The following is a 22,441-nucleotide window of genomic DNA, read 5'->3' as shown; positions in this document are numbered from 1 at the left end:
ATGCCGCCACTTCCCTCCCGCCCTCATGCAAGCCGACTGGCACAACCGCTATCTGACGCACCCGCTCTATCACCCCCTGCGGGGCCTGTTCGACCCCGCTACGCTGCCGGACTGGCCCGATCAGGCCGCCTACGACCGCTTGTTGGCCGAAGCACGCGCCGCCGGGCTTGGTCCGCTGCCCGACAAGCTGCGTTTTTGCTGCGACCTCGAACCGGACGCCTATTACGAGATGCACATCGGCGGCACCGGCGAAGTGCCCACCCGCTACGCCAACTGGCACGACTGGTTCAACGCGCTGGCCTGGCTGGCCTGGCCGCGCAGCAAGTCGGCGCTGAACGCGCGCCATGTGCGGGCCATTGAGCGAGGCGAGGTCAAACGCGGCCCGCGACGCGACGCCGCCACCTTGCTGGATGAGTGCGGCCTGATCGTCGCTGTCTGCGACCCGGCTCTCACGCAGGCACTGGACGATATGCAATGGCACACGCTGTTTTTGCGCCACAGAGCGGACTGGGGACGACGCATCCAGCCGTTTGCACTGGGACATGCGCTGTGGGAAGTGGGTCTTGCGCCGCACATTGGCTGGTGCGGCAAAGCGCTGGCGCTGGCGGTGGAAGACAGTTTCTTCGCACTGGATGCCGGTGCCAGGTTGGCCGAACTCGACCGGCGACTGGCGACGCTGCTGGACGACGACGCCTGGCTGGCGTCGCCGCGTGAATTATGGCCACTGCCCTTGCTGGGCATTCCGGGCTGGTGGCCGGACAACGAAGACCCGGCCTTTTACGACAATACCGACTACTTCCGCCCGACTCGGCGGGCAAAGTCGTCCAGCGTGACATCCTGAAGCCGCTCGGTCACCGGGCCGAGCAGCTCTTCCACGCCCTGCCCGATATCGTCGTCGCGGCCCAGATCGGCCCGGTAGACAAACAGCTGGAACAGCTCGGACAAGGTGACCGCCGGCAGCTTCTTCATCAGCACCCAGCCATCGCGCGGGCCTTTTTGCACATAGCCCTGTCGCGCAAGGCGATCCAGTACCAGGCCCAGCTCGTCATAGCCTATCTTCACCTGCTGGCGCATCTGCACCGGCGACAGCGGCCGGCCTTCTTCCTGCGCCGCATCCAGCATCAGCATCACTTCCACCGCGTCCAGAAAACGACGGCGCGGCTCCATCCGCCGACGCCAGGCATCGCCCTCCCAATAGGAAAGGCAAGCAGTGAACACAGCACCGGCCAGCACCACCATCCACAGGCAGTACACCCAGAGCAGGAAAATCGGAATGCTGGCGAAAGCGCCGTACACCAGCTGGTAATTGGCCACCTGACCAATGTAGTAACCGAAGCCCAGCTTGGTGGCTTCCAGCAGCAACGCCGTTACCAGCGCGCCCCACAAGGCATGTTTGATGGGCACGAAACGGTTGGGCACGATGCGGTACAGCAGGGACAGCACCATGCCGGTGAGAATGACCGCGCCCCCCGCTTCCACCATGTCCGCCAACAACGGCATGGTTTTCTCGAAGCGAGCCAGCTTGATCAGCCAGCGCCAGGCCAGCAGGCCGCCGCCCAGCACCAGCGGTCCCAGCGTCAGCACGGTCCAGTACACCATGCTTTGCTGCACCCAGGGCCGGCCGCGCCGCACGCTCCAGATGCTGTTGAAGGTGCGCTCGATGGTGGCCATCAGCATCAGCGAGGTGACGCCCAGCATCACAATGCCGGCGGCGGTGAGCTTTTCGGCGTTGTCGGCAAACTGGCGCATGTAAACGGAAATCACCTTGCCGGCGAACTCCGGCACCAGCGTGGACAGCAGCATCACCTTGAAGCGTGTGCTGTAATCGGAAAACACCGGAAACGCGGAAATCACCGTCAGCGCGATGGTGAACAGCGGCACCAGCGCCAGCAACGTGGTGAAGGTAAGGCTGCCGGACACCTGCATCAGGCGGTGCGAGCCCATGCGCCGCATCACGAAGCCGGCGAAACCGAGGGGATTGTTGAAGCGTTGTGGCAGATTCATCTGGCGCAAGGTAAAGGCAAACGCGGCTTGAGGCAAGCCGGCGGGGCCGCCGCCGCGCCAGCCGGGCGGAAGTGATTTATCATGCCGACAGTTTCCTGCATCCGGATGAATCATGCGCGACATTCTTGTTCTCTATTACAGCCAGCACGGTGCCACCGCCGAACTGGCCCGCCTCATCGCTCGCGGCATTGAAAGCGTGGCGGGCTGTCAGGCCCGTTTGCGCACCGTGCCCAAGGTGTCCACGGTGTGCGAAGCCGTGGCGGCCGACATTCCCGCCGAGGGCGCGCCGTATGTGGAAAAACAGGATCTGGCCGAATGCATTGGCCTGGCGCTGGGCAGCCCTACCCGCTTCGGCAATATGGCCGCGGCGCTGAAATACTTCATCGACGGCACCAGCGGCGAATGGATGGCCGGCGCACTCAGCGGCAAGCCCGCCTGCGTGTTCACCAGCTCCGCCTCGCTGCACGGCGGGCAGGAATCCACGCTGCTGTCGATGATGATTCCCTTGCTGCATCACGGCATGCTGATTGTCGGTCTACCCTATTCCGAGCCGCAGCTGGCCGCCACACAGACCGGCGGCACGCCTTATGGCGTCAGCCATGTGGCCGGCGTGCAGAACGACAGGCCGCTGTCCGAGGACGAACGCAAACTGGCCATCGCCCAGGGCAAGCGTCTGGCCGAAGCGGCCCTCAAACTGGCAGCCGAGCGCGCCTGAGCCGCGTTTGACAGGCGGCAGGCCCCAACAGATACTGCCGCCGCTTCGCCTTACCGAATCTGAACCGGGCCAAACGCCCGCCGTGGAACGAACATCATGTGTGGAATCGCCGGCTTTTTCTCGCAAACCCCTGTTGCCGCCAGCACCGCCGACGCCATGTTGGCCGAACTGGCCCGGCGCGGTCCTGACGCCTCCAACCAGCTGCGGCTGGACCGCGAAGGCCGTCCGGCCGGCGAAGACGCCATCCACAACGCCCTGTTGCACGCCCGCCTGTCCATCATCGACTTGCGCGCCTGCGCCAATCAGCCCATGGGCAACGCCGACGGCTCGGTGTGGATCTGTTACAACGGCGAGGTCTACGACTGGGAAGCCGACAAGCAAGCGCTGGAAGCCGGGGGCGCGGTCTTCAATACCCATTCCGACACCGAATTCATCCTGCGCGCCTATGAAGCCTGGGGCATCGACACGCTCCTGCAACGGCTGCGCGGCATGTTCGCCTTCGCCATCCTCGACCTGAACAGCCAGAAAGTGCATCTGGCGCGCGACCGCATGGGCGAGAAGCCGCTGGTCTACGCCCTGCAAGACGGCAATCTGGCCTTTGGCTCGCTGGTGCGCGCCGTGCTGCCCTTCCTGCCCGCCAGTCAGCGCGACTTCCTGCCGGAAGCGCTGGACGCCTACCTTGCCCATCGCTACATCCCCTCGCCGCAGACGGTATTCCGCCACATCCAGCGATTGGAAAACGGCCACTGCCTGGAGTTTGATCTGGCTACCCGTCGCCTGAGCAAGCGCCGCTACTGGCAACCCGCGCCGCTGCAACAGGACTGGCAAGCGGAACTGGATCGCGCCATCGCCATGCGCACGGTGGCGGACCGTCCGCTGGGCGTACTGCTGTCCGGCGGCATTGACTCCACTCTGGTGGCCAGCAGGTTGGCCGAACAGGGCTACACCGGCTTTACCACCTTTACCGCCGCCTTTCCCGGCTCCCCCATGGACGAAGCCGGCGACGCCGCCGACTCCGCCCGCCGCATGGGGCTGGGCAATCAGCCTGTGACCATGCCGGCAGACCTGTCCGTCGACTTCGAACGCATCGTCGCCGATCTGGACCAGCCCTTTGCCGACCCCTCCAGCTTCCCCACTTGGTATCTGGCGCGCCAGGTCAGCCAGGCGGTGAAAGTGGTGCTGGTGGGCGATGGCGGCGATGAACTGCTGGGCGGCTACAAGCGCATCGGCAAGCATCTGCGCACCCGCTGGCGCAAGGGCCTGCGTTTGCCGCTGGGCATCCGCCCCTCGCTGGACGGCAAACAGGGCAAGCTGGCCGCGGAACTGGCCATGCGCTGGGAAGAGGCCTACGCGCTGCGCTTTTCCGGCCTCACCCCGGGCCAGCGCCGCTATCTGCAGGGCGACAAGCCGCTGGCGCGACTGAGCTACTGGCGCGACGCCGACCCCAACGGCGCAGCGCCGCATGACGGCCCTGCCGGTCTGCAAACCCTGCTGGCGATCGATTTCGCCAACTATCTGCCGGATTACATCCTGACTAAATCCGACCTGTGCACCATGGCGCACGGCCTGGAAGGGCGAGCGCCCTTGCTGGATCACCAGCTGTACCAAGCCCTGCTGGCCGCGCCGCCGGCCCTGCGCTACACCCGGCCCGCCAAGCAAATTTTCCGGCCTTTGATGCACAAGGCGCTGCCCGCCGACTTTTTCGAACGCAAGAAACGCGGCTTCAATCCGCCGCTCAACGGCTGGCTGCAAGGCGGCCTCGCGCCGCGCATTGCCGGCCTTGGCGCGCGCCTGTCCGGCCTGAGCGATGGCCTGCTGGATGCGGCGGCAGTGGACAGGTTTGCCGAAGCCTACCAGCAAGGCGCCAAACAACTGGCCGAGCAGTTGCTGCAGCTGCTGATTCTCGACGAGAGCCTCAGCCAGCTGGACCGTTTGCGCCGCCAGTTGCCCTGAAAACCGGCCAAGCACTGGCTGCGCCATGCCGATAAGGCGCTGAAAGCGGCGAGAGAACGCACATGTCCCTTGCGCCATGCCGCTTTGTCCGCCACCTTCGCCTTTGCTTGCAAATCCGTCAACACCCTCAGGGGCCGCCGCTGCGCATCTACTCCCGCACCACCGGATAGTCCATCGGCTCCGGCACGGCAAAGAAGCTGCTGGGCGAGGCGCCCAGCTCGCGCTTGAACATGGTGGCGAAGGCGCTGGGGCTGGCGTAGCCCAGATCCAGCGCCACCTCCAGTACGCTGCGCCCGGCCGCCAGCCTCTCCAGCGCGCCGATCAGCCGCGCCTGCCGCCGCCACTGCCCGAAAGACAAACCCGTTTCCCGCTGGAAGCGCCGCTGCAGCGTGCGGGCATCCATGGCCAGCTGCCGCGCCCAGCCGTCCAGCGACGTATCGTCGTCCAGCCGGCTCAACATGGCGTCGCACAGGTTTTGCAGGGGCGCGGAACTGGGCCGTGGCAAGGACAGCGCCAGCGAGGGCAGTGTGCGGATTTCGTCCAGCAACAGCCGCATCAGGCGGTCATCGCGGGAATCGGCGTCATACGGCACGGGCACGCTCATGGCGGCCAGGATCAGCTCGCGCATCAGTGGCGTAATGGCCAATACCCGACACTGCTCCGGCAAACCGTCCAGACTGTCGGCGCGCACATACACGGTGCGCATGCGCACCGGCGTTACCATGCGCACCTGATGCCAGGTACGGATCGGCAACCAGATGCCGCGCGTGGGCGGCACGATCCACTGCCCCCACTCGGTCGTCACCACCATCACCCCCTCTACCGCGTACAACAGCTGGGCAGTGGGATGGGCATGCCGCGGAGACTCCTCGCCGGCCGGATAATCGCGGGCCTTGGCCACTACCGGCGCAATGCCGGTGTCAAACTCATGCAGGTGAGTGAAGCGGTCCACAACGCCCCTTTCACAAAGATGATTGCCGCATTATCGCAGGAAAGACAAAAACGAGCTTGTTAGCATTGAGAACCGTTAACAACATCCCACCTTGCCCTCGCGCACCGATGCAGACGATACAGGCGCAATGCGGAGCGGGATGGGTGCCGGCGCGCCTTGTTTCCCACCACTCAGGAATCCACACACCATGACCAGCGCCACACAAGCGGCCACAGCGCCGCAAGACACCCGCTTCCGGGTGCTGGGTGCGATCAGCTTCACCCATTTTCTCAACGACATGCTGCAATCGCTGATTCTGGCTATCTACCCCCTGCTCAAGGGCGGCTTTCATCTCAGTTTCGCCCAGATCGGCCTGATGACCCTGACCTACCAGTGCACGGCCTCGCTGCTGCAACCGCTGGTGGGCCTGTATACCGACAAGCACCCGCTGCCGTATTCGCTGGTATTCGGCATGGGCTCCACCCTGTGCGGCCTGTTGCTGCTGTCGCAAGCGGGCAGTTACCCCATGTTGCTGGCAGCGGCGGCGCTGGTGGGCACCGGCTCGTCGATTTTCCATCCGGAATCGTCCCGCGTGGCGCGCATGGCCTCGGGCGGGCGGCACGGGCTGGCGCAGTCGCTGTTCCAGGTGGGCGGCAACGCCGGCTCCGCCACCGGCCCGCTGCTGGCGGCGCTGGTGGTCTATCCCTTCGGCCAACCCAGCCTGGCCTGGTTTTCGCTGGCCGCGCTGCTGGGCATGGCAGTGCTGTGGCGCGTGGGCGCCTGGTACAGTCATCAACAGCGCAGCGCCAAGGCCGCCAAGCCTATCGTGCCGCCGGATCTCAGCCGAGGCCGGGTAGCGCTGACCCTGGGGGTGCTGGTGCTGCTGGTGTTCTCCAAATATTTCTACATGACCAGCATCACCAGTTATTTCACCTTCTACCTGATGCAGCATTTCGGGCTGGGCGTGCAGGCGGCGCAGCTGCATTTGTTCATTTTCCTGTTTGCCGTGGCGGCGGGGACGGTGCTGGGCGGACCCATCGGCGACGCCATCGGCCGCAAGCGGGTGATCTGGTTCTCCATTCTCGGCGTGGCGCCGTTCACGCTGGCGCTGCCCTATGCCGATCTGTTCTGGACCAGCGTGCTGTCCTTCGTCATCGGCTTCATTCTGGCTTCCGCCTTCTCCGCGATTCTGGTGTATGCGCAGGAGCTGGTGCCGGGCAAGGTGGGCATGGTGTCCGGGCTGTTCTTCGGCTTTGCCTTCGGCATTGGCGGCATCGGCGCGGCGGTACTGGGCCAACTGGCCGACCACTACGGTATCGAAACCGTGTACCGAATCTGCGCCTGGCTGCCCTTGCTGGGGGTGATCACGGTGCTATTGCCGGACTTGCATCAGGGCAAGCACCGCAAGGCCTGAGCCCTTGCTTGCCATTGGCTGTTGTCAAAACAAACGGGAACCCGCAGGTTCCCGTTTGTTTTGGCTAGTTTGCCCGGCCAAGCTTGGCCGAAGCCCCCAACAAAATCGCGTGGAAAGCTTGAGCCGATGCCGGCTCTGCGGCGTGCTTGGCGGATATTATTCCGCCGCCTCCGCACGACACTCCCGCACCAGCACCCTCCCGCCGCGCGTGGTCAGCGTGGCCTCATCGCCCTTGCGCCACCACACCAGTTGCTGGCTGACGTAACGGTCGCCGGTCACCCGCGCCAGACGATAACCCACACCCTTCCAGTGCACACGGATGGGCACCACATCCGACACGCCGTCTTCCGGGTACTCCACCACCAGCGTTCGCTTGCCGGCGCACTGATAATGCTTGGCCAGCAGCACCGGTCCACTGGCGGCGGCATCGCTGGCCACCGACGCATCGGCCATCGCCAGAGCCGGCAGCAACGCCATCATTAGCATCAATCTCTTCACGAGTGACTCCCTTGCTGTCCACTCTCGCCCCACGGCGCCACCTTAAACAGCAGCAGCATGCCCGGCAAGGCCAGCAATGTGCAAATGAGGAAAAAGTCCATCCATCCCACCGCCGCCACGATGTAACCCGTACCGGCGTTGGCCAGTGTGCGCGGCACGGCGGACAGGCTGGTGAACAGCGCAAACTGGGTGGCGGTATAGGCCGGATGCGTGGTGCGGGCAATATAGGCGACGAAGGCCGCCGTACCCAAGCCCACGCCCAGCGCTTCAAAACCAATGACCAGCGCCAGCCGTGCCAGCTCGGTCTGGCCGATAACGGCAAAGCGGCCGTAACTCGCCAGCCAGGCAAAGCCCAGAATCGACAATACCTGCACCACGCCAAACAGCCAGAGCGAGCGGTTGATGCCGAGACGGATCATCCATACCCCGCCCACCAGCCCGCCGATGACCGCCGGCCACAGCCCGGCGTTCTTGGCCACCAGACCGATCTCCGACTTGGCGAAGCCCATATCCAGATAGAAAGGCGTGGCCAGCGCGGTGGCCATGCTGTCGCCCAGCTTGTAGAGAAAGATGAAACCCAGAATCAGGGCGGCGCTGCGCCAGCCCTGGCGAGTGAGAAATTCGTGGAAAGGCTCCACTACCGCCTCGCGCAAGGTGCGCGGCGGCGCGGCGGCCAGCGCCGGCTCGCTGACGCACAGCGTCAGCAACACGCCCGGCAGCATGAACAAGGCGGTAATGAGAAACACCGACGACCAGCTCATGTGGTCGGCCAGAATCAGCGACAACGATCCCGGCACCAGCCCGGCCAGACGGTAGGCGTTGATGTGGATGGTATTGCCCAAGCCCAGCTCCACATCGCTGAGAATCTCGCGCCGGTACGCGTCCAGCACAATGTCCTGGCTAGCGGAAAAGAAGGCCACCACCGCCGCCAGCGCGGCAATGCCCTGCAAGCTCAACCTGGGATCGAAGCGGCTGAACAGCGCCAGTCCGCCCAGCAGCGCCAGCTGGGTCAGCAGCATCCAGCCGCGCCGGCGTCCCAACAGCGGGGGCACGAAGCGGTCCATCAGCGGCGACCAGAGGAATTTCCAGGTGTAAGGCAGGCCTATCAGGGCAAACAGACCGATGGATTTGAGATCTACGCCTTCGCTGCGCAGCCAGGCCGGCAGCAGATTGATGAGGGTGTATAGCGGCAGGCCGGAGGCGAACCCGGTAAACACGCAGATAAGCATGTTGCGGGAGAAAATGGCCTCGCGCCAGGAAACGGCTTGCTGATCGGTCATGAGAATAATGAGTTGGCCGAAGAAAAAACGGCGACAGGGGGCATGGTGCCACCTGCCGCCGCTTGCTGTACAGCGAAGGTCAGCGGCGCGCCACCCGGTAAAAGGCCAGACTGCCGCGCAGATTGGGGAAGAGATGCACGCGCCGGCCTTCGTTCATCACCACCCGCTCCAGCACGCTGATGCCGTTCTTGGCGCACAGCGCCTCGAAGTCGCCCAGCATGCACCAGTGGATATTGGGCGTGTTGTACCACTGGTAGGGGATAGTTTCCGACACCGGCATGTGGCCTTGCAGTATCTGCAAACGGTTTTCCCAAAAACCGAAGTTGGGGAAGGTGACAATGGCCTCGCGCCCTACGCGCAGCATCTCCAGCAAGATCTGCTCGGTGTTGTGCATGGCCTGGATGGTTTGCGACAGCACCACGTGATCAAAACGCAGGTCGTTGAATTCGGCCAGACCGGTTTCCAGGTTGCCCTGCACGGCGTTGACGCCGTTTTCCACGCAGCGCACCACATTGGCCACGTCCAGGTCCACGCCGTAGCCGCGCACCGATTTGTGACGCGCCAGCCAGGCCAGCAAGGCGCCGTCGCCGCAACCCAGGTCCAGCACCCGGCTGTCGGGAGCCACCCAGTCGGCGATCAGCCGCAGATCTTCGCGCAGAGAAAGGGTGGAACTCATGCCCCCACCTCCTCTGCCACACGCTTGAGATAGGCTCGCATCAAGTCCACATAAGGTTGATCGGTCATGAGGAAGGCGTCGTGACCATGTACGGACTCGATCTCGGCGTACACCACGTCGCGATCGGCCTCCACCAGCGCCTTGACGATTTCCTGCGAGCGATCCGGCGCGAAGCGCCAGTCGGAAGTAAAGCTGGCCACCATGAAGCGGGCGCTGGCCTGCCTCAACGCGACGGCGAGATCATCGTCGAAATCACGGGCCGGGTCGAAATAATCCAGCGCCTTGGTCATCAACAGATAGGTGTTGGCGTCGAAGTAATCGGAGAACTTGTCGCCCTGATAACGCAGATAGGACTCGATCTCGAACTCCACTTCGTAACCGAACTGATACTCGCCGCTGCGCAGCATACGGCCGAATTTCTCGCCCATGCCGTCATCGGACAGATAGGTGATGTGCCCCAGCATGCGCGCCAGGCGCAGGCCGCGACGGGGAATGGCTTCCACGGCATAAAAATCGCCGCCGTGGAAATCCGGGTCGGTGATGATGGCCTGACGGGCCACATCGTTGAAAGCGATGTTCTGCGCCGACAGCTTGGGCGCAGAGGCGATCACCAGCGCATGGGCCAGCCGCTCGGGATAGTCGATGCTCCACTGCATGGCCTGCATGCCGCCGAGGCTGCCGCCGATCACCGCCGCCCAGCGGCGGATGCCCAAGCGCTCGGCCAGCCGCGCCTGCGCGTTTACCCAATCGGGCACCGTCACTACCGGAAAGGCCGAGCCCCAGGGTTTGCCGGTATCGGGGTTGATGGAGGAAGGCCCGGTGCTGCCGTGGCAGCCGCCGAGGTTGTTCACGCCCACCACGAAAAAGCGGTTGGTATCGATGGGCTTGCCGGGGCCCACCATGTTGTCCCACCAGCCAGGTGCCTTGTCGTCCGCATGATAGCGGCCGGCCACGTGGTGGTGGCCGGACAGAGCGTGGCAGATGAGGATGGCGTTACTGGCGCGGGCATTGAGCGTGCCGTAGGTTTCGTAGCGCAACTCGTACGAAGACAGCACGGTGCCGCTGGCCAGCGTCAGCGGGGTATCGAAGACGGCAGTCTGCGCCGCCACGATGCCGACCGATTGTTGGTTGTCGGACATGGGCATTAAGGCCTCTATTGATTTCACTCCGCCGGGGACGGTGACCGCCCTTCTCGCTGCGGAGCCTCCTATAGGCTGCAAGGGGTCTATCATCGCTTGTCTGCCGCATTTTATCCAGAGCCGGCCTTGCCTTGCGCGCGCGCGGGGCCGGATAATCGCGGCTCCTTCCCTTGCCCTGCTCCGCCATGATTGGTCGCCTGTTCCGCCTCTTGCTGCTGTTCGCCCTATTCTACGCCCTGGTGCGCTGGGTGCTGGATCGCGGCCAGAAGCGCGCGCTGCGCGAATTCATCAGCACCTTGGCGCTGGCGCTGATACTGGCCTCGGCGCTGTTTGTCGGCCTGTTTCTGCTGGGCTTCGACATCCTCTGAATGTCTGGCCTTCGGCCAACCCTTGACGTGTCGCAAGCAGGCCGCCTGCTCAGGCCGCTAGACTGGCCGTTTTCCTGCCGACCCGGCTGTTTCCGATGGACCTCACGCGCTACCTGCACACCTTCAGCCACTACCTGCGCCGCCGTTTCGGCGAGCCGGTGCACAAACTCTCGCTGGCCGGCGACTTCACTTGCCCCAATCGCGACGGCACGCTGGGGCGCGGCGGCTGCACTTTTTGCAATGTGCGCAGCTTTGGCCGGGAGCCCGCCGCGCTGGGCATTGCCGCACAGATTCAGCGCGAAAAGGCCCGCACCGATCGCGCCCGCCGCTATCTCGCCTATTTTCAGGCCTACACCAGCACTTACGCCGAAGTGGACACCCTGCGCCGACTGTACGACGAAGCGCTGGCCGCCGCCGACGTGGTGGGCCTGTGCGTCGGCACCCGTCCGGACTGCGTGCCGGATGCCGCGCTGGATCTGCTGCAGGGCTATCAGGACCTGGGCAGCGAGGTGTGGCTGGAGCTGGGCCTGCAAACCGCGCACGATTTCACACAACGCCGCATCCACCGCGGGCACACGCTGGCCGATTACCGCGACGCAGTGCGGCGCGCGCGCCAGCGCGGCCTGAAAGTGTGTACGCACCTGATTGCCGGCTTGCCGGGCGAAACCGCCGGCGACATGATGGCCACACTGGATACGGTGCTGGAAATGGGGGTGGACGGCCTCAAGCTACACCCCTTGATGATTGTGCGCGGCAGCCGCATGGCGGCCCAGCATCAGCGCGGCGAGGTGATGCCCATGACGCTGGATGAGTATGCCGGGCTAGCGGCGCGCATGATTCGCCACACCCCTACCGAGGTGGTATTCCACCGCATTTCCGCCACCGCGCAGACGCCCACGCTCATCGCGCCGGACTGGTGCGGGCCGCGCTGGCAAGCGCTGCAGGCCATCGGCCAGAGGTTGGCCGAAGAAGGCGGCCAGGGCAGCGCGCTGGGCCAACCCTGGCTCAGCGCCGCTGCATAGCGTTTTTCAATGGAAAAATAGAGAACGATCAGCAATATTGAGTGTCAGATCGCCGCTGCTTTGCCGACAAAACAGGAAAGCCCCCGGAGAAACGACCATGCTGATCAAGAAGCCCGCCGACATCCTCCCGTCGGAAATCACCTCGGAATCGGTCTATTTCAATCGCCGCGCCTTCATGCTGGGCGCGGCCGGTTTGTTGCTGTCGCAGGAAACGCTGGCCGCCCTGTCCGGCCGCAAGAGCCCGCTGTCCACGCTGGCGCCCAACGACAAGGCCAACAGCCTGAAAGAGATCACCAGCTACAACAATTTCTACGAATTCGGCACGGACAAATCCGAGCCTGCGCTGTACGCCGGCGCGCTGAAAACCCGACCGTGGACAGTGGCCGTGGACGGCGAAGCCGGCAAGCCGCGCAGCTTCGGCATTGAAGAGCTGCTGCGTCAGCCGCTGGAAGAGCGCATCTACCGTCTGCGCTGCGTGGAGGGCTGGAGCATGGTGATTCCCTGGATAGGCTTTCCGCTCTCCAGCCTGCTCAAGCAAGTGCAACCCAACTCTCGCGCCAAGTACGTGGCCTTTGAAACCCTGCAGCGCCCCTCTGAAATGACGGGTCAGCGCAGCCGCGTGCTGGACTGGCCCTACCGCGAAGGCCTGCGCATGGATGAGGCCATGCACCCGCTCACCATTCTGGCGGTGGGCCTCTACAACGATGTGCTGCCCAACCAGAACGGCGCACCGCTGCGACTGGTGGTGCCATGGAAATACGGCTTCAAGAGCATCAAATCCATCGTGCGCATCCATCTGCAGGAAACCATGCCGGCCACCAGCTGGAACATGGCCAATGCGCGCGAGTATGGCTTCTACTCCAATGTGAACCCGGAGGTGGATCACCCGCGCTGGAGCCAGGCCAGTGAACGGCGCATCGGCGAACTCTTCAAACGCAAGACCCAGATGTTCAACGGCTATGGCGAACAGGTGGCCACGCTGTATCGCGGCATGGATCTGCGCAAGAACTACTGACATGACCACACTCGCCATGAAAAACGCCAGCGCGCCGCGCCGCGATCTCAAACTGGCTGCCCTGAAAACGGTGGTCTTCCTGCTCGCGCTGGTCCCGCTCGCCCGCGCATCGTGGATCGTCTACGTCGGCGACGCGGTCAATCCGGTGGAGTTCATCACCCGCTCCACCGGCACCTGGGCACTGAGCTTCCTGCTGATCACGCTGTGCGCCACCCCGCTGCGCCGGCTCAGTGGCTGGGGCTGGCCGCTGCGGCTGCGTCGCATGCTGGGCCTGTACGCCTTTTTCTACGGCAGCCTGCATCTGGCCACGTATCTGTGGCTGGACCAGATGTTCGACTGGGGCGGCATTGTCCACGACATCGCCAAGCGCCCCTTCGTCACCGTCGGCTTTGCCGCCATGTTACTGATGACGCCTTTGGCCATCACCTCCACCCAAGGCTGGATGCGCCGGCTCAAGCGCCACTGGGGACAACTGCACAAACTGGTTTACCTGGTAGCACTGCTCGGCGTGTTGCACTACTGGTGGCTGGTAAAACGCGACCTCACCCAACCGGCGATGTTTGCCCTTGCGCTGGCGCTGCTGCTGGGCATGCGGCTCATGCATTGGCGGCAAAACCGCCGCACGCCAACGTGAAATGCTCGACCAGCGGAAACGGCTGATAGAAGTGATGCAGCAGCCGTTTCCACTCCTGATACGCCGGCGAGCGGCGAAAGCCCTCCTCGTGATCGGCAACGCTGTCCCAGCGCACCAGCAAGAGATAGCGGCCCGGCGTTTCCAGGCAACGTTGCAACTCATGCCCTCGATATCCGGGCATCCCGGCGATCAGGGTTTGCGCCTCGGCAAAGGCGGCTTCGAATTCGGCGACGCGCGCCGGAATGACGGGCAAGACTGCGGCTTCAAGAATCATGGCGGCTCCGGTCCGGGCAAAGCCCCAGTGTGGCATGCTGCTTCGGCCAACGTGGCACAATCGCGCTAGCCGCCGCCCCGGGCTTGACGAGGCGAGCACAAGGCGGGTACACCAGCTTACCCACCCCGCCATGCGTTTCCCATGCTCCAATCCCCGCTGCTGTTTTACCTGTCGCTGACCTTAGCCCGCTTGGCCGACCAGATGCTGCTGTTTCTGGTGCCGCTGGAGGTGTTTCGGCAAACCGGCAGCGTGGTCTGGTCCGGTGCGGCGTTCTTTGCCGAATCCCTCCCTCGTTATCTGGCGTTTCCCGTGTGCGGGCTGTGGTGCGACCGACGCTCGGCGCTGACCTTGCTGCAGTCCAGTCAGGCATGGCGGGCCGCGCTGGCCGGGTTGTGTCTGGCAGCTTGCTGGTACTGGCCGCATATTGTTTGGTTGTTGCTGCTGTCCGCCGGCTGCGGCGCACTCTCCTCGCTGGGGCAACTGGCCCGGGAGGTGATTCTGGCGCAGGTGTTTCGCCGGCATCGGCTGGAAAAAACCCTGGCCCACGCGCAACTGGGCGATCAGAGCGGCATGATCCTCGGCCCACTGCTGGCAGCCTCCCTGTTGAGCCGGCTGCCCTAGCAGGGCGTGGTTTTGAGTGCCGTGCTTCTTTTCCTGGCGGCGGATGCCTGCTTTTTGCTGTGGCGGCGTTTCAACCGCCCGACGCTGCTTGCGCCGCCACTCCCCGGGGCCACGCTAACCGCTGATTTGCGCCAGGGCCTGCGGCACATTCTCACGCTGCCCGGCCTGGGGCGACTGGTGCTGCTGGCCAGCGCCATCAACGGCGTACTGGGCGTCACGCTGGCCACCACGGCCGCCATGACAACCGGCGTGCATCATCAGTCCGGCGCGGCGCTGGCCTGCCTGCAGGCGGCTGGGGCGGCTGCCACCATCGTGGTGTTGCTGATCGTTGCCCGCATCCGGGCGCAATCCTTGCCGGTCGGGCTGCTGGCGGTAAGCCTGATCATGGCGGGCGGCCTGCTGAGCTGGGCAGCCAGCAGCTTTGGCGGCTATGTTGCCGGCTATCTGCTGATCATCGGCGCGGACAAGATTTTCAATGTCTTCATCCGCAGCCGCCGCATGCGGCTGATTCCCGCGCAGGACATGGGCAAGACCTCCGGGCTGATCGTGATGCTGAACAACCTCTCCCAACCGTTAGCCGGGTTGGCGGTATCCTTGGGCGGCGCAACGCTGCCCACCGGCGTCATCATCCTGCTGATTTCGCTGATGATGTCTGCGCTGGCGCTGGCGTCCGCGCGGGGGCTGGTGCGCAACCATCGGCAAACAGGCATTGCAGGCCAGCCGCCAAGCTCCTAAAGTGACCGTTTTGCCGTTTCAGCCCAGTCGATCATGTCCAAGGAAAAATCCCCCGTTACCCAGGCCATCCGTGTCTTGCGCGAGCACAAGGTGGACTACACCGAGCATCTCTACAAATACGAGGAACGCGGCGGCACCGCCGTTTCCGCCCGCGAGTTGGGCGTGGACGAGCACTGCGTAGTGAAGACGTTGATCATGGAAGACGAGAACAAGAAACCCCTGATCGTGCTGATGCACGGCGACTGCGAGGTGGGCACCGGCATGCTGGCCAAGCAGGTGGGTGCAAAAAAAATCACCCCCTGCGACCCGAAAACCGCCGACAAGCACAGCGGCTACCAGGTTGGCGGCACCAGCCCCTTCGGCACTCGCCATCCGATGCCGGTTTACATGGAAGCCGGCATAGCCGAATTGCCGCGCATCTATATCAATGGCGGCAAACGCGGCTTCCTTATCGGCGTTGCCCCGGCCGATGTCATGCGCGTGCTCAAGCCGCAGCTGGTCAACGCCGCAGCCTGAGCCGGCGACCTGCATAGGAAAAACGCGACGGTTTCCCGTCGCGTTTTTCATTGTATCCCCAGCAGCCCGCCTGGCTTACCACCACCAGAACATGAAGCCCCAGCTGGCATCCACCGCCGCCAGCGCCAGCATCAGCCCCGGCAAGGCCAGCAGACGACGCCAACCACCAGTCCAGCGGCCGACAATACGCCAGCCCAGCCACAGCGACCAGCCATTGGCCAGCGCCAGCAGGCACAGTCGCACATCATTGGCCCAGTGGGTGCCCACGCCCTCCTCCTTCAACAGGGTGATGGTCAGCGCCGACAGGCCGAGGAACACGCCCACACCCGCCAGCGGAATCAGGCTTTGCGCCAGATGATGCAGGCGCTGCATGCGCCACTTGCCCGCCGCCAGCACCGACAAGCCCAGGGACATCAAAAGCATCGACCCCATCGCCAGCGCGGTGGCCAGCACATAGGCGATCAGCGCCAAGCCGTCCAGCCAGGAAAACACATCGTTGTGCTCGGGGTAGTGCGTGAGCAGCCACCACGGCGCTTCGGTATCCAGCAAGGCCAGCATGTCATGATCCACCAGCCACTCTGCCGCGCCCTGCTTGAGCGCCACGAACCAGGGGCTGACCGTCCAGTGGAAGGCGCCCAGCGCCACGCCCAGCAGGCCGAATACAATCAACAGGGTTTGCCAGCCGTCCGCTTCGCGCTCCGCCACCCGCACCACTTCGTCCGCGGGAGAGCGCAGGCTCAAGCTGATGGCGTCGCGATGACCGCTACAACGACCGCACATATGGCAGCCGCTGCCGCCCTGCATGTGCCGCAGGGGTTGCAAAGGCGCGCAATCCACCGCCTGAATGCGGATGGTTTGCCGCTGAGAAGCCTGCCAGCGCGCCTCATCCACCCGGTAGTGCATGGGGGCCAGCTTAGACAAGAGGCCGAACACGCCATTGACCGGACACAAATGCCGGCACCAGGCGCGCTTGCCGCGCGTGTACACCGCGCCCACCGCCACCGCCGCCACCGTCGAGCCGCCCAGCACCAACAAGGCCGCCTTGGGATACTGGTATACGCTGACCAACTGGCCGTAGACCGTGGTCAGTACAAAAGCGACGAAGGGCCAGCCGCCCCAACGCATCCAGCGCGGAATCGGTCGGCCCATGCCCTTGCGCGCCGCCCACTCGGTCAGCGCGCCCTCCGGACAAAGCACGCCGCACCACAACCGGCCGAACAACAGCATGGACAGCAACACGAAGGGCCACCAGATGCCCCAGAAGGCAAACTGCGCCAGGATGGTGAGATTGTTGAAAGCCCGCGCCGCGTCATCCGGCAAAGGCAAACAGGCCGGCACGATCAGCAAGAAGGCATAGACCACCACCACCACCCACTGCAAGCCGCGAATCAAGCCGCCATGACGGCGCAGCCAGTCGCCCGCGCGAGCAAGACGACCACCGCCAGGGTTGGCCGAAGCACAGGAAGCGGGAGCAGGCCACGACCTGACGGTCGCGGCCTCGGGGGAAGACGCGCTGCGACTCATGCCATCACTCGGCGCTGACGCCAGCGGAACAACATGGCCACGCCCGACCAGAACACAGCGTAAGCCAGCAGGCTCATCAGCGCGGGGTGCGCACGATAGCCCGTGAGCGAGGCCACCACGCCGCCTGCCGGCGACATGTCGTCAAGCAGAAAAGAGCTGTCCCACACCGGGTCCACCAAGGCCGGCAAAATCTCCATGGAGATCAGTTTTTCCACGCCGGACAAAAACAGCGAAGCGCCCAGCAACAGCAGCATGATTTCGGTGACGCGGAAGAACAAACGCCAGGACAACACCTTGCCACCCAATTGCAGGATGTAGAAAGTAAGACCGGCCAGCGCCAAACCCATCGCCGCCGCGCCGCTCATGCGCCACAGCGTGTCGCCGTCGGCGCTGCCCAGCATGCCGTAGAGGAAGATCACGGTTTCACTGCCCTCGCGGGCAATGGCGATGGCGGCCAGAATGGTCACTCCCCACCAGTTGGCCTGCCGGGCGTTATCGGCAAGGCCGGCTTCCAGTTCCTTTTTCAGCGTGCGGCCGTGTTCGCGCATCCACAGCACCATCTGCACGATCAGGCCGGAGGCCATGAATTCCATCACTACCTGAAATACGTCCTGCGAACCGGCCATCAGGCTGCTGGCGGAAAACAGCGCCATCGCCAGACCCACGGCCAGCGCCAGCCCCAAACCCACCCCGGCCCACAGCCAGGGCTTGCCGGCGCGCCCTTCCGGATTCTGGTTCATCCAGGCATTGAGAATGCCCACCACGAGCAGCGCTTCCACGCTCTCGCGCCAGACGATGAAGAGTACCTGTCCCATCTCGAGCCTCTGCGCTTACTTGGCGACGATCACGCCCTTGGCGGTCGCCATGTGAAATTCGTCGTAAAACTTGTATTCGCCGGCATCCAGCGGCTGGATCACCACGGACGACACAGCGCCCGGCGCCAGCACCTTTTCTTTGCGCAGCTGCGTGCTTTCAAACTCCACCGGCGTCTTGCCGGTGTTGCGCACTTCCAGGCGGAACTTGGTCTTGGCCGGCACCTGGATGCGGGCCGGATTGAGCGTGCCGTCCTTCAGTTCAAGCTTGAAGGTGGGCATGTCGTCGGCGAAGGCGACGGCGGAAAACAGCGACAACAGCAGCACTATCATTTTCATTTGCGATTCCCCGATGAAAGACAGCGCCTCCTGCGGGAGCGCTGTTTCATCATATTACACAAGAATGACTTGCGTTCGCATTCTCATTTGCCGAACAAGCCCGAGCCGCAGGAGCAAACAGGGCCCGCTCTGACTGCACTTGAGCGGGACCCGCTGGCGCGACGCAGGATCAGCATTTTCCCCTGCGCTTAGTAGCCGCCCTTCTTGCCGATGCCGGCGTAGGTAAAGTCGTAATTCACTTCAAAGGTCTTGAACCACGGACCCACGCCGGTTTCCTTGTCCACATGGCGACCGAAATGCGCGTGCGGGTTTTCGCTCGGCGGCAGAATGGTGAGCTTGAGCTTGTACTTGCCCGGGCCTTGCAGCTTCACGTTATCGCCGTAGTGCGGGCCGTCGTTGGCCACCATCGGCATCATGTCGCCCTTGATGCTGCCCTTGCCGCCCACCTTGGTGATTTCATACTTCACCATCAGGTAAGGCATCCAGGCGCCCTCTTCAAAACCATTGGGGTTGTTCTTTACCGCATGAATGTCGGCTTCCAGATGCACGTCGGACTCTTCCGCCTTGCGCATCATGCCTTCCGGTTCCATCTTGGTGGGCTGCAAGTAAACCGCGCCGATTTCCATGCCGTTCTTCAGCGCGGGTTTGCCGATCGGGTATTCCTTGGCGGACACGGCGGCGGCGGCGGACAGGGCAAGCATGCCCAGCAGGATGTTGCTCAGAGTGGAACGCATCTCACAGACCTTTCAGTAGAGGGCGTAAAGCCCGGCAAGCGAATGATAATTTTTCTCGATTGTATTTGAGAATCATTACCATTCGCAAGAGAAAGATCGTCGTGAAAAGGTAAATATCCGCAAGCAAGCGCTGACAGAAAGCAAGCCGACGCCGGCCGCGCCAGGGCTTCGGCGCTGTGGTGGCAAGCAAGGCCGCGAGCGCTATCTTGCGGCATTTCCAGCCCAAACCGCATTACCCCGGAAGGCATGGACAGCGCCAATCAAGCCATGGCGGCCCAGCCTCAAGCCAGCCGGCTTATCCGGCGGCGATAGGCCATGCGGAAGAGGAAACCCACCACCAGAAAAGCCATCATGCACAAGGACAGGCTCAGCGTGCTGCCCCACACCAGCGGGGCCACCACGCCCGCCACGATGCTGGACATCATGGTCTGCAGAAAACCTTGCAGCGAGGATACCGTGCCGCGCAGGGCCGGGAATTGATCCATCAGATTGAGCGTGATGGACGGCGCCGCCAGCGACATGCCGGTGGTGTAAAGGGCCAGAGGCAACACCGCCCAGGGCATGACCGCCTGCGGTTGCAGCCAGTTGTAAAGCAGGTTGGCCGAAGCGGCGATGAACATCAGCACGTAACCCAGCGACACCGTTTCACGCGGGCCACGCCGGCCGGCCATCTTGCCGGAGAGGAAAGCGCCGAACATGATGCCGGACACCGCTGGGCCGAACATCCACAAGAACTGGTCCGGACGCAGATGCAAGTGCTGGATCAGAAACACCGGCGCGGAGGGGATGTAGAGAAAGAAGCCGGCAAAATTGAAGGACACCGCCGCCGCCAGCAATTGGAATTCACGCTTTCGGCCAACCTGCAGATAGTTGCGCATCAATTGGCCGAAATGCAGCGGCGTGCGATGCGGCTCATGATGGGTTTCCGCCAGCGCAAACCAGCTCATGACAAACAACAACATGCCCACCAGTGCCATGAACACAAAAATCGACTGCCAGCCGAAAGCGCCGAACAACCAGCCGCCCACCACCGGCGCGATGGCCGGCGACAGCGAAAACAGCATGGTCACTTGCGACATCAGCCGTTGCGCCGCCGCGCCGTCCAGCTTGTCGCGGATGATGGCGCGCCCCACCACCAGCCCCGCTCCGCCGCACAAACCCTGCAAGGCGCGGAACAGCAGCAACCCGCCCAGCGAGGTGGAAAAGGCACAGCCGATGGAAGCCAGTGAAAACAGCAGCGTGGTTACCAGCACGACCGGCCGTCGGCCCACCGCATCGGAAATGGAACCGTGCCACAGCATCATCACCGCATAGGACAGCAAATACACCGTCAGCGCCTGCTGCATCTGGATGGGCGAGGCCGACAGCGACTGACCAATCGCCTGCATCGCTGGCAGGAAGGTATCGATGGAGAACGGCCCCAGCGTGGAGAGGGCGGCCAGCAGGATGGCGAGGCCGAAATGGTTGTTATTGGTGCGCGACATGGCAATGACTAAGGCAGTGGGCCTTGCATGGTAGCCCAGATGAGAGCCGCTCACAAAACCCGCTTCCGGCTTACACCACCCGCTTGGCTTGCCCCGCGCTTTGCCGCAGAATGCGCGCGCGCCACAGCCTGCCCCGCGCAAGACCTGTGCAACTACACAAGAAAAAGATTTTCTGCCTAAGATGGATACACCCCCGCGTCGCCAGCCCAAGGCGCGATGGCGTGGCATCCCCTGCTGAACCACATAATCAAAAAGGGAGCGCTCCCATGATCCGCCTGTACCACAACCCGCGCTGTTCCAAATCTCGCGAAGCCCTCGCCCTGCTGCAGGACGCCGGCGCCGAAGTGGAAGTGATCGAATACCTCAAGCATCCGCCCACCACGGAGGAGCTCGATCACATCCTCACCCTGCTCAACCTTGATCCGCGCGACATCTTGCGCACCAAGGAAGAGGAATACGAAACACTGTGCCTTGACGACATCACGCTGGAACGCGAGAACCTGATCGAGGCCATGGTGGAAAATCCGAACCTGATAGAGCGCCCCATCGCCGTTGCCGGCGATCGCGCCGTGGTGGGCCGCCCGCCCGAGAATGTACTCGGCCTGCTCAACCAGTAAGCCCTCCCTGACCACCGGCGGCCTCCGGTCGCCTGCGGTCAGGCTTCTTCAGGCCCGGCCGCGCTGGGCCTTGTCATGCTTACAGCCTGCTTCGGCGCGTTCTCAGCGCCGACAAGCCCCCTTCCCCGTCATCCGCGCCGCATCGGCCCTCCATCCCTCCGCCGGAAAATATTTTTCCCCGGCGCACAATATTTCGTCGCCAGCACCGTCATCACAGGCATGGCAACGACAAATTCCTCCTCTACGATGAGCCGCGCCGACCGCGACATCGCCGATACCGTCACCCGTGAACAGGGCCGGCTGCGGCAATTCATCCGCAAGCGCATCGGCGATGTGGCCGAGGCGGAGGATATCTTGCAAGACGTGTTCTACGAATTCGTGCAGGCCTACCGTCTGCCCTCGCCCATCGAACAAGCCACCGCCTGGCTGTATCAGGTGGCGCGCAACCGCATCGTCGACCGCTTCCGCAAGAAACGCGAGACGCCGCTGGCGGAACTGGGCCCGAGCGAAGACGACGACGACCTGTGGCTGAATTTGGCTTTGCCCGCGGACGACAACGACCCCGCCGCGCTCTATGCGCGACAGGTGGCGTTGACCGAATTGCAGGCGGCGCTGGACGCGCTGCCGGCGTCCCAGCGCGAGGTATTTGTCGCCCATGAACTGGAAGGCCGCTCATTTCGCGAGTTGGCCGAAGACGCCGGACTGCCGATCAACACGCTGCTGTCGCGCAAGCGTTACGCCGTACTCAGCCTGCGCGAGCGTCTGCAGACGCTTTATGAAGACATGGACTTATAAGGAGCCCCTCATGACCAAATCTTTCCGTTGCGCCGCCAAAATCCTGCTGGCGCTGGCCGCTGTCGCCGCTATCGGCGGCGTAGTGATGTTGCTGTGGAACTGGGTGATGCCCGCCCTCTTCGCCAGCGCCCTGCCGCTGGACTACCCCCACGCGCTGGGCCTGCTCTTGCTGTCGCGCATCTTGTTTGGCGGCTTTCGCGGCCACGGCGGCTGGCATGGCCGCCACCACTGGCGCAAATGGGCTGCCATGTCGCCGGAAGAGCGCGAAAAACTACGCGAGCAATGGCACGGCCATCATCATCGTCAGGGATAACCTTGTCGCCAGCCTGTGATTTGCTTGC

At 63.7% G+C, this 22,441-nt stretch carries 26 protein-coding genes; 14 read left to right on the top strand and 12 right to left on the bottom strand.

Annotated features, from left to right (window positions below; genetic code table 11):
- Nucleotides 1-25 precede the first annotated feature (25 nt).
- The gene (locus Q0P52_RS10620; protein ID WP_293761698.1) at nt 26-841 is read left to right on the top strand and encodes a DUF3025 domain-containing protein; all 816 of its coding nucleotides are present in this window, start codon (nt 26-28) and stop codon (nt 839-841) included.
- Here the strand turns inward: Q0P52_RS10620 and Q0P52_RS10615 are convergent.
- Nucleotides 793-2,127, bottom strand: a complete 1,335-nt coding sequence (locus Q0P52_RS10615) for a YihY family inner membrane protein (RefSeq protein WP_293813709.1) — start codon at nt 2,125-2,127, stop codon at nt 793-795. The genes Q0P52_RS10620 and Q0P52_RS10615 overlap by 49 nt on opposite strands.
- On the opposite strand from Q0P52_RS10615, the gene wrbA reads away from it, so the two are divergent.
- Both wrbA and asnB read left to right on the top strand, forming a co-directional pair.
- The gene (gene wrbA / locus Q0P52_RS10610; RefSeq protein ID WP_293761694.1) at nt 2,117-2,719 is read left to right on the top strand and encodes an NAD(P)H:quinone oxidoreductase; all 603 of its coding nucleotides are present in this window, start codon (nt 2,117-2,119) and stop codon (nt 2,717-2,719) included. The two genes, Q0P52_RS10615 and wrbA, sit on opposite strands and share 11 nt — an antisense overlap.
- 96 nt (nt 2,720-2,815) lie before the next feature.
- Nucleotides 2,816-4,672 carry an asparagine synthase (glutamine-hydrolyzing) gene (gene asnB / locus Q0P52_RS10605; protein ID WP_293761692.1) on the top strand — a complete coding sequence of 619 codons (1,857 nt, stop codon included), beginning with the start codon at nt 2,816-2,818 and terminating at the stop codon, nt 4,670-4,672.
- Between the two features lie 148 nt (nt 4,673-4,820).
- Here asnB and Q0P52_RS10600 read toward each other — a convergent pair whose 3' ends face one another.
- Nucleotides 4,821-5,624 carry a helix-turn-helix transcriptional regulator gene (locus tag Q0P52_RS10600; protein ID WP_293761690.1) on the bottom strand — a complete coding sequence of 268 codons (804 nt, stop codon included), beginning with the start codon at nt 5,622-5,624 and terminating at the stop codon, nt 4,821-4,823.
- A 187-nt stretch (nt 5,625-5,811) separates the two neighbouring features.
- Here Q0P52_RS10600 and Q0P52_RS10595 point away from each other — a divergent pair, with 187 nt between their 5' ends.
- On the top strand, nt 5,812-7,017 hold the full coding sequence (locus Q0P52_RS10595) for an MFS transporter (protein ID WP_293761688.1): 1,206 nt from the start codon (nt 5,812-5,814) through the stop codon (nt 7,015-7,017).
- A 156-nt stretch (nt 7,018-7,173) separates the two neighbouring features.
- Here Q0P52_RS10595 and Q0P52_RS10590 read toward each other — a convergent pair whose 3' ends face one another.
- The 4 genes from Q0P52_RS10590 to Q0P52_RS10575 all read right to left on the bottom strand — a co-directional run bounded on the left by Q0P52_RS10590 (nt 7,174) and on the right by Q0P52_RS10575 (nt 10,610).
- Nucleotides 7,174-7,515: an MliC family protein gene (locus tag Q0P52_RS10590; protein ID WP_293761686.1), complete on the bottom strand. Its 342-nt coding sequence runs from the start codon at nt 7,513-7,515 to the stop codon at nt 7,174-7,176.
- Nucleotides 7,512-8,795, bottom strand: a complete 1,284-nt coding sequence (locus Q0P52_RS10585; RefSeq protein ID WP_293761684.1) for an AmpG family muropeptide MFS transporter — start codon at nt 8,793-8,795, stop codon at nt 7,512-7,514. The genes Q0P52_RS10590 and Q0P52_RS10585 overlap by 4 nt, the downstream gene beginning before the upstream one ends.
- Before the next feature lie 79 nt (nt 8,796-8,874).
- A complete protein-coding gene (gene metW / locus Q0P52_RS10580; RefSeq protein ID WP_293761682.1) occupies nt 8,875-9,471 on the bottom strand; it encodes a methionine biosynthesis protein MetW in 597 nt (198 codons plus the stop codon).
- Nucleotides 9,468-10,610, bottom strand: coding sequence for a homoserine O-acetyltransferase (locus Q0P52_RS10575; protein WP_293761680.1), 1,143 nt, complete (start codon nt 10,608-10,610; stop codon nt 9,468-9,470). Before Q0P52_RS10575 ends, metW begins: the two co-directional genes overlap by 4 nt.
- A 185-nt stretch (nt 10,611-10,795) precedes the next feature.
- Here Q0P52_RS10575 and Q0P52_RS10570 point away from each other — a divergent pair, with 185 nt between their 5' ends.
- From Q0P52_RS10570 to Q0P52_RS10555, 4 genes are all read left to right on the top strand, one after another.
- Nucleotides 10,796-10,978 carry a hypothetical protein gene (locus Q0P52_RS10570; protein ID WP_293761678.1) on the top strand — a complete coding sequence of 61 codons (183 nt, stop codon included), beginning with the start codon at nt 10,796-10,798 and terminating at the stop codon, nt 10,976-10,978.
- A gap of 95 nt (nt 10,979-11,073) precedes the next feature.
- Nucleotides 11,074-12,000: a TIGR01212 family radical SAM protein gene (locus Q0P52_RS10565; protein ID WP_293761676.1), complete on the top strand. Its 927-nt coding sequence runs from the start codon at nt 11,074-11,076 to the stop codon at nt 11,998-12,000.
- 97 nt (nt 12,001-12,097) lie between these two features.
- The gene (gene msrP, locus Q0P52_RS10560) at nt 12,098-13,015 is read left to right on the top strand and encodes a protein-methionine-sulfoxide reductase catalytic subunit MsrP (protein ID WP_293761674.1); all 918 of its coding nucleotides are present in this window, start codon (nt 12,098-12,100) and stop codon (nt 13,013-13,015) included.
- A gap of 1 nt (nt 13,016) precedes the next feature.
- Complete coding sequence (locus Q0P52_RS10555) at nt 13,017-13,649, top strand: protein-methionine-sulfoxide reductase heme-binding subunit MsrQ (protein WP_293761672.1); 633 nt, start codon at nt 13,017-13,019, stop codon at nt 13,647-13,649.
- On the opposite strand, the gene Q0P52_RS10550 is transcribed toward Q0P52_RS10555, so the two are convergent.
- The gene (locus tag Q0P52_RS10550; RefSeq protein ID WP_293761670.1) at nt 13,612-13,923 is read right to left on the bottom strand and encodes an antibiotic biosynthesis monooxygenase; all 312 of its coding nucleotides are present in this window, start codon (nt 13,921-13,923) and stop codon (nt 13,612-13,614) included. The genes Q0P52_RS10555 and Q0P52_RS10550 overlap by 38 nt on opposite strands.
- Before the next feature lie 141 nt (nt 13,924-14,064).
- On the opposite strand from Q0P52_RS10550, the gene Q0P52_RS10545 reads away from it, so the two are divergent.
- Genes Q0P52_RS10545 through ybaK form a run of 3 tightly spaced genes read left to right on the top strand, consistent with a single transcriptional unit; the run spans nt 14,065 to nt 15,795 of the window.
- Nucleotides 14,065-14,544 (top strand): MFS transporter, encoded by a 480-nt coding sequence (locus Q0P52_RS10545; protein WP_293761668.1) that lies wholly within the window; start codon nt 14,065-14,067, stop codon nt 14,542-14,544.
- A 21-nt stretch (nt 14,545-14,565) separates the two neighbouring features.
- The gene (locus Q0P52_RS10540) at nt 14,566-15,279 is read left to right on the top strand and encodes a hypothetical protein (protein ID WP_293761666.1); all 714 of its coding nucleotides are present in this window, start codon (nt 14,566-14,568) and stop codon (nt 15,277-15,279) included.
- Nucleotides 15,280-15,312: 33 nt separating this feature from the next.
- Nucleotides 15,313-15,795 (top strand): Cys-tRNA(Pro) deacylase, encoded by a 483-nt coding sequence (gene ybaK / locus Q0P52_RS10535; protein ID WP_293761664.1) that lies wholly within the window; start codon nt 15,313-15,315, stop codon nt 15,793-15,795.
- 75 nt (nt 15,796-15,870) lie between these two features.
- On the opposite strand, the gene Q0P52_RS10530 is transcribed toward ybaK, so the two are convergent.
- From Q0P52_RS10530 to Q0P52_RS10510, 5 genes are all read right to left on the bottom strand, one after another.
- Nucleotides 15,871-17,319, bottom strand: a complete 1,449-nt coding sequence (locus tag Q0P52_RS10530; protein WP_293761662.1) for a 4Fe-4S binding protein — start codon at nt 17,317-17,319, stop codon at nt 15,871-15,873.
- The gene (locus Q0P52_RS10525; RefSeq protein ID WP_293761660.1) at nt 17,316-18,134 is read right to left on the bottom strand and encodes an FTR1 family protein; all 819 of its coding nucleotides are present in this window, start codon (nt 18,132-18,134) and stop codon (nt 17,316-17,318) included. The genes Q0P52_RS10530 and Q0P52_RS10525 overlap by 4 nt, the downstream gene beginning before the upstream one ends.
- A gap of 15 nt (nt 18,135-18,149) precedes the next feature.
- On the bottom strand, nt 18,150-18,470 hold the full coding sequence (locus Q0P52_RS10520; protein WP_293761658.1) for a cupredoxin domain-containing protein: 321 nt from the start codon (nt 18,468-18,470) through the stop codon (nt 18,150-18,152).
- A 188-nt stretch (nt 18,471-18,658) separates the two neighbouring features.
- Nucleotides 18,659-19,171, bottom strand: a complete 513-nt coding sequence (locus Q0P52_RS10515; RefSeq protein WP_366062228.1) for an iron transporter — start codon at nt 19,169-19,171, stop codon at nt 18,659-18,661.
- A gap of 314 nt (nt 19,172-19,485) precedes the next feature.
- Entirely contained in the window at nt 19,486-20,688 is a 1,203-nt protein-coding gene (locus tag Q0P52_RS10510) for a multidrug effflux MFS transporter (protein ID WP_293761654.1), read from the bottom strand.
- Between the two features lie 266 nt (nt 20,689-20,954).
- Here Q0P52_RS10510 and arsC point away from each other — a divergent pair, with 266 nt between their 5' ends.
- The 3 genes from arsC (at nt 20,955) to Q0P52_RS10495 (ending at nt 22,413) form a co-directional block, all read left to right on the top strand.
- Nucleotides 20,955-21,305 (top strand): arsenate reductase (glutaredoxin), encoded by a 351-nt coding sequence (arsC, locus tag Q0P52_RS10505; protein WP_293761652.1) that lies wholly within the window; start codon nt 20,955-20,957, stop codon nt 21,303-21,305.
- A gap of 219 nt (nt 21,306-21,524) precedes the next feature.
- Nucleotides 21,525-22,100, top strand: a complete 576-nt coding sequence (locus Q0P52_RS10500) for an RNA polymerase sigma factor (RefSeq protein WP_293761650.1) — start codon at nt 21,525-21,527, stop codon at nt 22,098-22,100.
- A 10-nt stretch (nt 22,101-22,110) separates the two neighbouring features.
- Nucleotides 22,111-22,413 (top strand): hypothetical protein, encoded by a 303-nt coding sequence (locus Q0P52_RS10495; protein ID WP_293761648.1) that lies wholly within the window; start codon nt 22,111-22,113, stop codon nt 22,411-22,413.
- Nucleotides 22,414-22,441 lie beyond the last annotated feature (28 nt).

This window comes from uncultured Aquitalea sp., assembly GCF_945957525.1.
GTDB lineage: Bacteria > Pseudomonadota > Gammaproteobacteria > Burkholderiales > Chromobacteriaceae > Aquitalea.
Note: the sequence above shows the minus strand (reverse complement) of the source record. Positions and strands in the feature narration are given on the sequence as shown.

Coding starts and splice junctions, on each gene's coding strand:
- Q0P52_RS10550 (WP_293761670.1), bottom strand. CDS start 13,923: ATGATTCTTGAAGCCGCAGTCTTGCCCGTCATTCCGGCGCGCGTCGCC.
- Q0P52_RS10530 (WP_293761662.1), bottom strand. CDS start 17,319: ATGAGTCGCAGCGCGTCTTCCCCCGAGGCCGCGACCGTCAGGTCGTGG.
- Q0P52_RS10510 (WP_293761654.1), bottom strand. CDS start 20,688: ATGTCGCGCACCAATAACAACCATTTCGGCCTCGCCATCCTGCTGGCC.
- msrP (WP_293761674.1), top strand. CDS start 12,098: ATGCTGATCAAGAAGCCCGCCGACATCCTCCCGTCGGAAATCACCTCG.
- Q0P52_RS10525 (WP_293761660.1), bottom strand. CDS start 18,134: ATGGGACAGGTACTCTTCATCGTCTGGCGCGAGAGCGTGGAAGCGCTG.
- Q0P52_RS10545 (WP_293761668.1), top strand. CDS start 14,065: ATGCTCCAATCCCCGCTGCTGTTTTACCTGTCGCTGACCTTAGCCCGC.
- ybaK (WP_293761664.1), top strand. CDS start 15,313: ATGTCCAAGGAAAAATCCCCCGTTACCCAGGCCATCCGTGTCTTGCGC.
- Q0P52_RS10585 (WP_293761684.1), bottom strand. CDS start 8,795: ATGACCGATCAGCAAGCCGTTTCCTGGCGCGAGGCCATTTTCTCCCGC.
- Q0P52_RS10555 (WP_293761672.1), top strand. CDS start 13,017: ATGACCACACTCGCCATGAAAAACGCCAGCGCGCCGCGCCGCGATCTC.
- Q0P52_RS10595 (WP_293761688.1), top strand. CDS start 5,812: ATGACCAGCGCCACACAAGCGGCCACAGCGCCGCAAGACACCCGCTTC.
- arsC (WP_293761652.1), top strand. CDS start 20,955: ATGATCCGCCTGTACCACAACCCGCGCTGTTCCAAATCTCGCGAAGCC.
- Q0P52_RS10615 (WP_293813709.1), bottom strand. CDS start 2,127: ATGTCGCGCATGATTCATCCGGATGCAGGAAACTGTCGGCATGATAAA.
- Q0P52_RS10520 (WP_293761658.1), bottom strand. CDS start 18,470: ATGAAAATGATAGTGCTGCTGTTGTCGCTGTTTTCCGCCGTCGCCTTC.
- Q0P52_RS10495 (WP_293761648.1), top strand. CDS start 22,111: ATGACCAAATCTTTCCGTTGCGCCGCCAAAATCCTGCTGGCGCTGGCC.
- Q0P52_RS10565 (WP_293761676.1), top strand. CDS start 11,074: ATGGACCTCACGCGCTACCTGCACACCTTCAGCCACTACCTGCGCCGC.
- Q0P52_RS10500 (WP_293761650.1), top strand. CDS start 21,525: ATGGCAACGACAAATTCCTCCTCTACGATGAGCCGCGCCGACCGCGAC.
- metW (WP_293761682.1), bottom strand. CDS start 9,471: ATGAGTTCCACCCTTTCTCTGCGCGAAGATCTGCGGCTGATCGCCGAC.
- Q0P52_RS10620 (WP_293761698.1), top strand. CDS start 26: ATGCAAGCCGACTGGCACAACCGCTATCTGACGCACCCGCTCTATCAC.
- wrbA (WP_293761694.1), top strand. CDS start 2,117: ATGCGCGACATTCTTGTTCTCTATTACAGCCAGCACGGTGCCACCGCC.
- asnB (WP_293761692.1), top strand. CDS start 2,816: ATGTGTGGAATCGCCGGCTTTTTCTCGCAAACCCCTGTTGCCGCCAGC.
- Q0P52_RS10570 (WP_293761678.1), top strand. CDS start 10,796: ATGATTGGTCGCCTGTTCCGCCTCTTGCTGCTGTTCGCCCTATTCTAC.
- Q0P52_RS10575 (WP_293761680.1), bottom strand. CDS start 10,610: ATGTCCGACAACCAACAATCGGTCGGCATCGTGGCGGCGCAGACTGCC.
- Q0P52_RS10515 (WP_366062228.1), bottom strand. CDS start 19,171: ATGCTTGCCCTGTCCGCCGCCGCCGCCGTGTCCGCCAAGGAATACCCG.